A 12339-nucleotide genomic window follows, 5' to 3' on the forward strand; every position below is an offset into this window, starting at 1 on the left:
TTAAAAAAATTAGGGGTGCATGACAGACATTTCCGGTTCCGTTGCTGCAACAACAGGTTTCTTAATAGATACCTTTTCCTGCAGGTACTGGAATACAATAAACAATACCGGTATAATGAATACCCCCAGTATAACACCCGACAACATGCCGCCTGCCGTACCAATACTGATAGAGTGGTTACCCAGTGCAGAAGATCCTTTTACTACCATCAATGGTATCAGACCTGCCACAAATGCGAGGGATGTCATGATGATAGGCCGTAACCGCAACCGGGCAGCTTCCACAGCAGCAGATAACAAGGTCTTACCGGCTCTTCTTCTTTGCACCGCAAACTCGATGATCAGGATGGCATTTTTTGCCAGCAATCCGATCAGCATCACCAACCCTACCTGTACATAAATGTTATTGTCAATACCCGCTATCCGGATCGCCAGGAACACACCCAGGATACCTGTAGGGATAGATAACAACACCGCCAGCGGCAACAGGTAACTTTCATATTGTGCGGCCAGCAGGAAGTATACAAACACCAGGGCCAGACCAAATATCAATACCATCTGATTGCCTGCACTCTTTTCTTCCTTACTTAAACCGGTCCACTCATAACTGAAACCAGTCGGTAATTTAGACGCCGCTACTTCTTCCACCGCCTTCATCGCATCTCCCGTACTAAAGCCTGGTTTAGGCATCGCATTGATAGAGATAGAATTAAAGAGGTTATAACGGTTCATCATTTCAGGACCATATATTTTTTTCAGCGTCACAATACTGTTGGCCGGTACCATCTGTCCCTGGTCATTTTTTACAAAGATGTTTTCCAGGCTTTCCGGTGTATTACGTGCCGTTGCCTCTGCCTGTACCATCACCCGGTAATACTTACCAAAGCGGTTGAAGTCAGACGCCTGGTTGCTACCATAGTACGTTTGCAGGGTACCCATCAGGTCACTCACACTTACGCCCAGTTGTTTGGCTTTGACAGCATCTACCTGTACTTCGTATTGCGGGAAGTCTGCCTTGAACATGGTAAAAGCCACAGCTATTTCTTTGCGTTGCATCAGCTCTCCGATAAACCGGTTGGCCGTTTCACTGAATACCTCTACGCGGCCGCCGGTACGATCCTGCAGCACCAGCTCCAGACCGTTGAAGTTACCGAAGCCCGGTACCGTTGGGAAAGTAAATACACTGAAAGTACCTTCCTTGATAGTGTTCAGCTGTTCAGAGAGTACAGCTACGATCTCGTCAATATTTTGTATTTCACCCCGTTCGCGGATCGGTTTCAGTTTCATGAAGCCCATCGCATAGGCAGGGCTGGCGCCATTACTCAGGATATTATAACCGGAGATGTTGGTAGCGGATTGTACTGCCGGGAATTTTTTCAGGATACTATCTGCCCGTTTCAATACAGCAGAAGTACGATCCAGACCGGCTCCCGGCGGTAATGCCAGCGAGTAGGCCACAAAGCTGCCGTCTTCATTCGGAATAAACCCTTTAGGCGTGCTGTTCATCAGCCATACTGTTACGGCGATGATAGCTGCCAGCCCACCCAGACTAATCCATTTGAAGCGGATCAGCCATTTAATGGCACGGGTATATCTGCTGGTCATGGCATTGAAGCCCGCGTTAAATGCTGTGAAAAAGCGACGGGAGAATCCTGCTTTCACCGGTTTGTGGGCATCCTCTCCTTCACCCGCATGGGTGTTTTTCAGGAACAAGGCACACAAAGCCGGACTGAGTGTCAGTGCGTTCAGCGCAGAGATCAGGATCGCGATAGCCAGGGTAAAGGCAAACTGCCGGTAAAACACCCCGGTAGGGCCTTCCATAAAACCAACCGGCAAGAATACTGCCGCCATCACCAGCGTAATAGATACAATGGCGCCGGTAATTTCACTCATCGCAGACAAGGTAGCCGAACGTGCCGGCATATGGGTGCGTTCCATTTTACTATGCACAGCTTCCACTACCACAATGGCATCATCCACCACAATCCCGATCGCGAGCACCAGGGCAAACAACGTCAGCATGTTGATGGAGAAGCCCAGCAGCTGCAGGAAGAAAAAGGTACCTACCAGTGATACCGGTACCGCAATGGCAGGTATCAGGGTAGAGCGGAAATCCTGCAGGAAGAGGAATACAATCACAAACACCAGGATGAAGGCTTCTATCAGGGTATGTTTTACCTGTGCAATGGATTCATCCAATTGCTCCTTGGTACTCATGGTTACCTGGTATTTCACGCCTTTGGGGAAGGTTTTGGATGCCTGATCCATCACCTTGCTGATCGTGCTTTGTATTTCATTCGCATTGGAACCATTCGTCTGGAAGATGGCCATCGTTACCGCTTCATTGCCGTTTACACGGTTATCGGTAGCGTAGCTCGCAGCGCCCAGCTCTATCCGGGCCACATCTTTCAGGTACAACACAGATCCATCCGGCGCTACGCGGATCACAATTTTTTCAAACTGTTCCGGCTGATTGAATTTTCCTTTATAGTTAATTACATAAGATAATGCTTCTTCCGATCCTTCTCCGAACTTACCGGGAGCGGCTTCCAGGCTTTGGTCGCGGATAGCGGCCATCACTTCACCCGGCGTAACATTGTAAGCCGTCATCTTTGCAGGGTTCAGCCATACGCGCATGGAATAATCCTTCATACCAAAGATCTGCGCCTGTCCCACACCGGGAATACGTTTCAGTTCAGGTATCACGTTGATCTTGGTAAAGTTCTGCAGGAAAGCCTCATCGTATTTTTTGGCATCTTCACTATATACGTCCAGGATCATGATCATACCACTTTGTTGTTTGGTAGTCGTGATACCTGCCTGTATTACTTCTGCGGGCATCTGGCTGGTTACCTGCGCCACCCTGTTCTGCACGTTTACGGCAGCCTGGTCGGGATCGGTGCCCAGCTTGAAATACACGTTAATGATCGCCGAACCATCGTTGGAAGCATTCGACTGAATATAGGTCATGTTTTCCACCCCATTGATGGCTTCTTCCAGTGGCGTTACTACCGAACGCAGTACGGTAGCGGCGTTACCGCCAGGGAACGTAGCCGATACCATCACACTGGGTGGTGCGATATCCGGGAACTGGGTGATCGGTAACCGGGACAGCCCTACTAATCCGAGGATCACCAGGATCACGGAGATGACAGTGGCCAGTACCGGTCTTTGTATAATTTTACTTAGCATGGTTTGTTCTCGTTTTTTATAGCCTGCAAATAGCTATGCTGTTTATTTTTGTGTTCCTGTGGTATCCTTTGCGGGTGCGCCGGATGCTGGTTTAATGGGGGTTCCTTCTGCCAGTGTTTCTATACCGGCTGTTACAATCTTATCCCCACGTTTTAATCCTTCTCTTACAATAAAGTGGTTATCCACACTACCTGCAATCTGAATGATCTGACGTTTGATAATGTTGCTGTCGCCTACCACATATACAAAGAATTTATCCTGCAGTTCCTGTGTAGCAGCCTGCGGTATCAATAAAGCGCCCTGATAATCCTGAGAGGTTCTTACCTTTCCGGTGTTGCCGGAACGCAGTATAGACGCCGGATTCGGGAAGGTCGCCCGCAGGCTGATGGCGGCAGTGGTTTTATTAAACTGACCGTCTACCATTTCAATACGACCTTTGTGCGTATACACGTTACCGTTAGATAATATCAGTGATACCGGCCGCATATGTTTCAGTTGTTGCTCCATGTTGCTGCCAGTGGCGCCCGCGCTGAAATCCATAAAGTCATTTTCACTCATGGAGAAATAGGCATATACTTCACTGATATCAGACAGCGTTGTCAGCGGAGCAGCATCGCCTTTACCCACCAGGTTACCCACTCTTTTGGGAATACGGCCTATAAAGCCACTCACCGGCGCTTTCACCAGGGTAAAGCCCAGGTTGATGCGGGAGGCAGCAACAGCTGCTTCGGCCTGTTCTACATTTGCTTTGGCAGTTTGTTGTTCTGCCAGTGCAGTTTTCAGCTGCATGTCTGCCACTACTTTATTTTCTACCAGCGGCCTTACTTTCTCTACATTGAGGGTGGCGGCAGCCAGGGAAGACTGCATCGCATGCAGATTCGCTATGTCTTTATTCAGTTGTTCCCGGTAAGGTTTATCATTTACCTGGAATAAGGGCTGGCCGGCTTTCACAAATCCTCCTTCGTCCACGAATATTTTATCCAGGTAACCATCTACCTGGGTACGAATATCCACATTCACTTTACCTTCCAGCTGTGCAGCGTAATCACGGGTAGTAATTGTACTGGCTGTATCAACAGTCATGACCGGTAATTCCGGTATCGCTGCTGCCGGGTTTCCGGCAGCTGCTTCACCGGCGGCACCGCCACAACCATATATAACAACCACGACTATAGAGAGTAACCATAGTCCTGAAAATTGACTCACCAGGTGTTTCATACTTTTAAAATGCTTCATCGCTTTCAGCTTAATTATTTTGTAGATAGAATAGGCCAAATTTCTATCAGAAACTATTCCTGTACCACTCTTAAATGACCGAAGCTGCTATTTCAGGAACTGAAACCGCTTACATTCATACCGAAGAAATGGAGGGATCGTGCACTTTACCGCGTCCCGTAAAACAATCCATCTCCTGTTTTCTTAAAAAAATGGCCTATTTTTCAGGCCATTTTTACCCTGTCACCTGGTGGCAGGGAATGGCCATAAACCTTTCGAATACGTATTTATGAGTGATAGTAGTCAACACCAGCCGAGGACCGTACAGGTCACCCGCTATGTGACACCGCTGCGGGAAGGCGGCTCGCTGCCGGCCATTGCGGAAGCAGACGACGGATTCCTGTATGCCCTTAAGTTCCGGGGAGCCGGACAAGGGGTAAAAGCCCTGATTGCAGAACTGATTGGCGGAGAAATAGCCCGTACCCTGGGTTTAAAGATACCTGAGATTGTATTTGCCCGGTTGGATGCTGCCTTCGGCAGAACAGAACCGGATGAAGAAATACAGGATCTGCTGAAAGCCAGCGTAGGACTCAATCTGGCCCTGCACTACCTGTCTGGCGCCATTACGTATGATCCGGCGGTGACCACCGTTGCACCCCGCCTCGCATCTGAAATTGTATGGCTGGACTGTCTGCTGACCAATGTAGACCGTACGCCCAGGAATACCAATATGCTCACCTGGCGCCAGGAGCTGTGGCTCATCGATCACGGCGCCTCCCTGTATTTCCATCATTCCTGGCAGAACTGGGAAGAACAATCCCGGCGGCCATTTGTACAGATAAAGGACCATGTGCTGTTGCGGCAGGCAGCCGAACTCGAAGCCGTAGACAAAGAGTTCCAGGCTTTGCTCACCCCCGCACGTATCCAGGCCATCGTGCACCTGATACCCGATGAATGGCTGACCGACGGTGCTGCAGATGGCACTGCTGCCGAACGCCGCCAGGTATACTTTCAATTTTTAACATCCCGGATCGCCGCATCCGATATATTTGTAAAAGCCGCACAAGATGCCAGAAAATCACTTATTTGAGTATGCCGTTATCCGCATAGTGCCCCGGGTGGAAAGAGAAGAGTTTCTCAATGTAGGTGTCATTCTCTACTGCAAACAACAACGTTTCCTGGAAACCATCTTTACTTTGGATGAAAGCAGGATTTATGCACTGTATCCGGAAACAGATATTGCTTCATTCAAAGCCTACCTTTGCGCCTTTCAGCATATCTGCCAGGGTCAGGCCGCCGGTGGTCCGATCTCCGCACTGGATATGGCCTCCCGCTTCCGCTGGCTCACTGCTACGCGCAGCAGCATACTACAATGTTCCAAAGTACATCCGGGCCTGACTACAGATGCCCGCAGTACCCTGGAACGCCTCCAGCAACACCTCGTCCTCTAAATAAAACGGCCTCCTGAGTCATGACTCAGGAGGCCGTTTCTGCTATATTTTACGTAGTTATTTTCCCTCACTAAAAGGGGTGATACCAATAGCCGGATACAAAGCAGACGGCCGGTATATAGCTCCTCCGGTAATCACCAGCCGCGTATTGCGGATATCATGGATATTACTCACCGGATTACCACCCACTAAAATCATATCCGCTTTTTTCCCTGTTTTGATGCTTCCCAACGTACTGCCGTTACCGGTATAACCGGCAGGCCCCCACGTAGCCAGCTGCAATACTTTCTCCGCAGGAATACCCGCCCTCACATATAGCTCCAGTTCATAATGCAGGTCGAAGCCGGGAACATCATCCGTACCGGGTACAATCCGGATACCCTTATCATACAGCAGTTTAACCAGCTGCAGGAAGACCTCAAAAGATTTTTTATAGGTAGCTTCCAGCTCCGGCGACACCGGTAGTCCGCCACCACCGGCACGAAACTCCCGCTGCATCACGGCCGGCAAATGGTCTACCATATACCGGTCTTTCGGTAATGTTTCTCCATTCTTTCCGGTAAACAGGGCTTCAAAAATATTGACGGTAGGATCTACCGTAATATCCTTCGCTTTCATCATGGCAATAAATGCTTCCATATCTGCCCCGTGCAAATCCATGCCTGCGGCTTTCTGCGCCGGAATGGCAAACCGTTGTGGCGTACGGGTATCAATGGTATCTCCAAAGAAATTCAACACCAGCATATTCAAGTGAGTGACTTCATTATAACCGGCGTCGATGGCCTGGGCAGCCGTCATAAAAGCAGGGATATGGCCGCATACCCGCATATGATGCCGCCGGGCTTCCTCCACCAGCGGTTTCACCCAGGCTGGTTTCAGCGAACTGTATAATTTGATTTGCTGATACCCTTTTTTCGCATATTCGCGGATAGCTGCAATACCTTCCTCCGGATTGTTGATCAACGCACCGGTAGGCGCGGCATAAGGGCCGGCGCCATCAATAAATCCACTGGCAATTTCTACGGCAGGACCTATCAGTTCCCCACTTTTTACCTGGGCCATGCGAACCAGCAAATTGGCATCATTGCCCATATCCCTGACGTGGGTAACGCCGGCGGCTATATGCATAATACCGTCCAGGTTATCAGAAAAATGAACATGCATATCCCATAATCCGGGCAACAGCGTTTGGCCGCTGCCATCAATTACTTCCGCCCCCTTTACTGTAAGTGGCTTACCGGCAGATACCGCTTTGATGATACCGTCTTGTATCAGCACATCTGTATGGGGCAACAGGCGCGCCTGCTCCGCATCAAACAAAGTAGTATTACGGATCAGCAGCTGACCGGTTATTTTTTTTCGCTGTGCCTGTGCCAGCTGCCGGTAAAAATGCTGTTCCACTTTTTTCTGTATCGCCAGCAATGCCGGACCTGCTGCTTCATAGCCTTTTCTGATCACCGTTTTCCAGTCTTCCACCGTCGCAAAAGTATTCCACTGCTCATCTACCCAGCGGTAGACCGGTGTAGGCTTCAGGCCTTTCACACTGCATAACACCAGCTTTCTGGCAGCAGCACCTTTCCCAACGGTATGTGATTGCAATACTTCCAGAGAAGCTTCGCCGGAAGGCAGCAGCACTAACCGGTTGTTATGCGCGTGCAGCGCTTTCACCAGGTTGCCGCATTCTCCGTACAGACTCTGATAAAAAGCTTTACCGGCAATCGTTTTCTGGCTCGACTCCGCATTATTTTTCCACACTGCCGTCTGGCCCGTCAACGAAAAATCTTCGGATACCGGACTTTTCATATAGTCGTTACCACGGATACGGATATACGTAGGAATACCATCAGCATCCAAACGGTATTCAATGTGATTACTATCACCCCGACCGCGGTCATTATAGTGATACCAGCTTTCATAGCTACCATCGGGCTTTTGCAGTATTTTTTTGGCACCTTTTATATTTCCGCTCAATATCACCGAATAGTGAAGGGTATCATTCCCCTGGGAAAACACATACGCGGGTAACCACAACAATAGAAACAGTACAACAGGTTTTTTAGTCGGGAACATAATGCTCATTTTTGGCTGTACCGGAAAGTAATCAATTTAAGGCAACAAAGGGGCATGAAAATACCAGCTGATAAGAATATCCACCCCTCCCCACAAGATGAATTTAAGGTTATCATTTATCATGATACATGCATGGGTGCTGCCGGGAGATTAATTTAGCCCCCACGAAAAATTTAGCCATGAAAAAAGTCTTTGTAGCATTGCTGTTATTCCTATGTGCCCTTGTGCAACAACCCACTTTCGCACAAACAACCCAGGCATCTGTATTCGGGATAGTGACCGATGAAAACAAACAAATGATTCCCGGTGCATCGATTCTGGTGCGGAACGAATCCACCGGATTTACTACCAGAACCATTACCAACGCCAAAGGGGAATATACTTTCAAAGAGTTGCCACTGGGCGGCCCCTATACCATTATTGCCAATTACATTGGTTATGGTGAACAAAAAAGAACCGGTTATGCCTTGAATCAGGGCGACCTGCTGCGGGTAAACATCGAAGTAAAAACCACGGCACTCAGTATCAATGAAGTAAAAGTGACTGCTTCCGGCCTGAAAAACAAAACCGAAAACTTCGGCGCCGCCACCACTGTCACGGCACGCGATATTTCCCGGTTACCGGTAAACGGCAGAAACTTTACCTCATTGATCGACTTATCCCCGCTCAGCCGCGGTGGTAACCTATCCGGACAACTGGCTTCTTCCACCAACTTCACCATCGACGGGATGACCGCCAAGAATCCTACCTCCGGCGGTACTACCAATCGTAACGGCGGCCCATACGCGATCTCCATGGAAGCTGTGCGGGAATTCAAAGTAGTCACCAACCAGTATGATGTTACTTATGGCCGCAGTGGTGGTGGTACCGTGAGTACGGTTACCAAATCAGGTACCAATACTTTTTCCGGGAGCGCGTTTACTTTCGGCAGAACCAACTGGCTCTCCAGCAACTACGATATCCGCGGCAACAGACGTCAGAATGATTTCTCTACCTATCAGTATGGCTTCTCACTCGGAGGTCCGATCATTAAAAATAAACTGCACTTCTTCGTTACCTGGGATCATCAGGCGGATGCCCGCCCACTGCAGATTGCAGACATACAAACACTGGAAGACGAAAAACGACTGGGCCTGAACCAGGCTTCCCTGGACCGTTACGTACAGATTGCCCGTAGTAAATACGGCGTAGCCAGCACCCCGCAATTCGGATCATTCGATAAAAAAAGAGGCACCGATGCCGTATTCGCACGTATCGACTGGCAGCTGAATGAAAAGAACCTCCTGACCATCCGCGACAACTATGTGAATGACCGCAATAACCTGGGGCTGGATGACAATACCTCCATCAACCTCTATGAAGTATACGGCAATGTAAAGTCTGTAGACAACAGTCTCCTGGCCTCCTTACGTACCGTAGTGACGCCACGTCTGACCAACGAACTGAAACTGCAACATCTCTATACCCTGGAACAAAGTACGCCGGGCAATCAGCTTCCCGGCGCCAATATCCCCAGAGCCATTGTAGAACGGGTGAGATCCATTACCGGTACCGATACCCTTTTCACCAACATACAGCTGGGTGGCCAGCGTTACTCACCGGAACACTTCTACAACAACGTGGTACATCTGGTGGATAACATCTACTACAATACCAATAAAATCAACTTTACTTTTGGCGCTGACCTTATGTACAGTCATATGAACTCTTTGTATGGCAGTGAAATGAATGGTCGTTTTTTCTTCACCGGCCTGGACAACTTCGATAATAGGAAGCCCTATCGCTATGCCCGGGAAGTGGCGCTGAATGAAGATCACAGCGTTAAACAAAATATCCTGAACAGCGCCTTATATGCGCAGATGCAAACCAAATTGTTCCCGGGCCTGGAAATGATCGCCGGTATCCGCGCAGATTACACCACCTATATGAACAAGCCCAACTTCAACCAGATCGTGTTTGAAGACCTGGGATTACGTACCGATAACTCACTGGCCAGTTTCCAGCTGCAGCCACGTATCCAGTTCAACTGGGATATCAATGAAAAACACAGGGACTACCTGCGTTTCGGCGCCGGTATTTTTGGTTCAGACATCAACAACTATGCAATGATCAACAACATGCTGTTTGATGGCACCAAAGTATTATCCGTAGATGTACAGGGTAGCAGCGTACCAGTGCCCAACTTCCCCGGCTACCGGCAAAATCCGGCTACAGCACCCGGTGCGGAGCTATTTAACCAGCCTGGTATACCGAAACTGGCGACCATCAACATGAACGGAAAAGACGCCAAAATACCGGTGGTATATAAAGCCAATATCTCCTACAACCGCTTTATCACCGAACGACTGAAAATGGGCATCAGCGTATTCGCCAGCCTGGGTCGCAACAACTATATGTACGTAGACCGGAACATGGTGGAAACACCGTTCTTCACCCTGGCCAACGAAGGAGGCCGCGGGGTATACGTACCGGCTAAATCCATCAAAACCGACAACGGTGCCACCGACTGGATGCAGGGCCGCAAAAGCAATCGTATAGGCCGTGTACTGGAGCTCAACAGCGAAGGTAAAGTGAACCAGTTTGCCGTGGTACTGGATGGTACCTATCGTTATTTCAGAGATGGTGAAATTGCTTTCAGCTATACCTGGAATGATACCAAAGACAATACTTCCTACAACGGTAACGTAGCCAATTCTGCTACTTTATCCCTGATGGTGAAAGATGATCCGCGCAACCTGAAAGAAATGACTTATTCCGATAACCATTTCCGGCATAAAGTGGTCTTCTATGGTACCCTGCCTACTTTCTATGGTTTCAGCGTAGGTATCCGGTTTTCCGGTATAGGCGGTACCCGTTACTCCCTGGGTGTGGATGGCAACGTCAATGGCGACTTTGTCAACTCCAATGACCTCGCCTATGTGTTTGATGTAAATGATAAAAACGTACCGGAAAAAATCAGGAAAGGGATCCAGGCGATCCTCGATAATCCAAAAACAGACCAAAGCATGAAGGATTATATCCTCAGCAGCAGCGGAAAAATTGCAGAGCGCAATGGCGGTATCAATCAGTTCACCGGCATCTGGGATATACGGATCAGCAAAAAAATCCAGCTGTTTAAAACACATCACCTGGAAATCTCCGGCGATATCTTTAACCTGGCCAATATGTTTAACAAAGAATGGGGTACTTCCAAATCCCTGGGTAAACAAAACCTCTATTCCCTGGGTGGATTTGATGACGCCACTTCCACTTACAAATACAACGTTAAAACAAATGCCGGCGCACTCATTCCCTATGCGAATCCCTGGCAGATACAGTTTGGGCTGAGATACGGATTTTAAGCAACATACGCTTTCCTCTAATACAGGCCGGTCCGGAGATTTTCGGGCCGGCCTGTAATGTTTAATTCCGTTAAATTTGCAGTTGCCTGACAACTACATGAAACAACCGATATTAAATATCCACGACACGGTAAAACTATATACCGTTGATGATGCCGCCATTACTGATCCGGCCAGATACGCTGCCCGGACTTTAGGTAACGGTACCTTGCTGATCCTGGATAACCAGGATAGCAAAGACGAAGGAACGCCGGTACGTACTGATCACTATGCCCTGATTTTTTGCATGAAGGGAACCTGCCGGAAAATAGTAGACCACCACCCGTTTGAAGTAATCCCCCACTCTATTCACATCGTAGCGCCCGGGCAACTCAGTTCCTACAGCCACCGCTCACCGGACCTGACCCTGAAAATGATTTTCTTCAAACGTTCCTTCCTGGACGACCTGCAGGTAGCTGCTGAACTAACAGATCAGCTGTTGCTGGTAAATCCGGAACACCCGCCGTTGTTTACCACCGATCCCGCCAGTATGGAAGCCATGTTGCAGCTGATTACCGGCATGCAGCAGGAACAGGAAACCCATGCCCCCTTCTTCCTGCAGATCATCCGCTGTCAGTTGCTGGAATTATTGTTCCGCATCAACCGGGTTTGCACGCATTGTCTGGAAAATACCCCGAAACGATCCAACCGCCGCTTCCAGGTAGTACATGAATACCGTAAACTGGTGGAAAAATATTTTACGGTACATAACCGTGTAGAAGAATATGCTGCCCTGCTGCATATCACCGCCAAACACCTCAGCGATACCGTCAAACAAGAAACCGGCGATACCGCCCTTACGTTTATCCATCAGCGTATTTTACGGGAAGCCCAGTTTCTTCTGGAATATTCTGCCCTCAGTATCAAGGAAATAGCGGCCTACCTGAACTTTGACTCCAGCTCTCATTTCAGCCGGTTCTTCCGGCTTAAGTTGGGAACAAGCCCGATCGACTACCGGCAGACACGAAAAATTGGATAGGACTCCCGTAATATTGGTTCTTTCTGCAAACAAGTGCATGATACCTTTGGTG

7 protein-coding genes are annotated in these 12339 nt (G+C 48.9%); 4 read left to right on the plus strand and 3 right to left on the minus strand.

The features are described from left to right. Positions 1 to 9 precede the first annotated feature (9 nt). Both OL444_RS27170 and OL444_RS27175 read right to left on the minus strand, forming a co-directional pair. Complete coding sequence (locus OL444_RS27170; RefSeq protein WP_264728186.1) at positions 10 to 3192, minus strand: efflux RND transporter permease subunit; 3183 nt, start codon at positions 3190 to 3192, stop codon at positions 10 to 12. A gap of 42 nt (positions 3193 to 3234) precedes the next feature. Continuing rightward, positions 3235 to 4428 carry an efflux RND transporter periplasmic adaptor subunit gene (locus OL444_RS27175; protein WP_264728184.1) on the minus strand — a complete coding sequence of 398 codons (1194 nt, stop codon included), beginning with the start codon at positions 4426 to 4428 and terminating at the stop codon, positions 3235 to 3237. Between the two features lie 268 nt (positions 4429 to 4696). On the opposite strand from OL444_RS27175, the gene OL444_RS27180 reads away from it, so the two are divergent. Further along, positions 4697 to 5497: a HipA family kinase gene (locus OL444_RS27180; RefSeq protein ID WP_264728182.1), complete on the plus strand. Its 801-nt coding sequence runs from the start codon at positions 4697 to 4699 to the stop codon at positions 5495 to 5497. Continuing rightward, the gene (locus OL444_RS27185; RefSeq protein WP_264728181.1) at positions 5475 to 5858 is read left to right on the plus strand and encodes a DUF3037 domain-containing protein; all 384 of its coding nucleotides are present in this window, start codon (positions 5475 to 5477) and stop codon (positions 5856 to 5858) included. Before OL444_RS27180 ends, OL444_RS27185 begins: the two co-directional genes overlap by 23 nt. Positions 5859 to 5915: 57 nt before the next feature. Here OL444_RS27185 and OL444_RS27190 read toward each other — a convergent pair whose 3' ends face one another. Beyond that, positions 5916 to 7928, minus strand: coding sequence for an amidohydrolase family protein (locus OL444_RS27190; RefSeq protein WP_264728179.1), 2013 nt, complete (start codon positions 7926 to 7928; stop codon positions 5916 to 5918). A gap of 179 nt (positions 7929 to 8107) precedes the next feature. Here OL444_RS27190 and OL444_RS27195 point away from each other — a divergent pair, with 179 nt between their 5' ends. Then, a complete protein-coding gene (locus tag OL444_RS27195; protein ID WP_264728177.1) occupies positions 8108 to 11269 on the plus strand; it encodes a TonB-dependent receptor in 3162 nt (1053 codons plus the stop codon). Positions 11270 to 11366: 97 nt separating this feature from the next. Then, entirely contained in the window at positions 11367 to 12287 is a 921-nt protein-coding gene (locus OL444_RS27200; protein ID WP_264728174.1) for an AraC family transcriptional regulator, read from the plus strand. The last annotated feature ends 52 nt before the right edge of the window (positions 12288 to 12339 follow it).

The sequence above is a fragment of the Chitinophaga nivalis genome (genome assembly GCF_025989125.1).
GTDB classification, from domain to species: Bacteria; Bacteroidota; Bacteroidia; order Chitinophagales; family Chitinophagaceae; genus Chitinophaga; species Chitinophaga nivalis.

Excerpts from the sequence above, each read along its gene's own strand:
- OL444_RS27180 (WP_264728182.1), top strand. The coding sequence starts at position 4,697 with ATGAGTGATAGTAGTCAACACCAGCCGAGGACCGTACAGGTCACCCGC.
- OL444_RS27185 (WP_264728181.1), top strand. The coding sequence starts at position 5,475 with ATGCCAGAAAATCACTTATTTGAGTATGCCGTTATCCGCATAGTGCCC.
- OL444_RS27170 (WP_264728186.1), bottom strand. The coding sequence starts at position 3,192 with ATGCTAAGTAAAATTATACAAAGACCGGTACTGGCCACTGTCATCTCC.
- OL444_RS27190 (WP_264728179.1), bottom strand. The coding sequence starts at position 7,928 with ATGTTCCCGACTAAAAAACCTGTTGTACTGTTTCTATTGTTGTGGTTA.
- OL444_RS27195 (WP_264728177.1), top strand. The coding sequence starts at position 8,108 with ATGAAAAAAGTCTTTGTAGCATTGCTGTTATTCCTATGTGCCCTTGTG.
- OL444_RS27200 (WP_264728174.1), top strand. The coding sequence starts at position 11,367 with ATGAAACAACCGATATTAAATATCCACGACACGGTAAAACTATATACC.
- OL444_RS27175 (WP_264728184.1), bottom strand. The coding sequence starts at position 4,428 with ATGAAGCATTTTAAAAGTATGAAACACCTGGTGAGTCAATTTTCAGGA.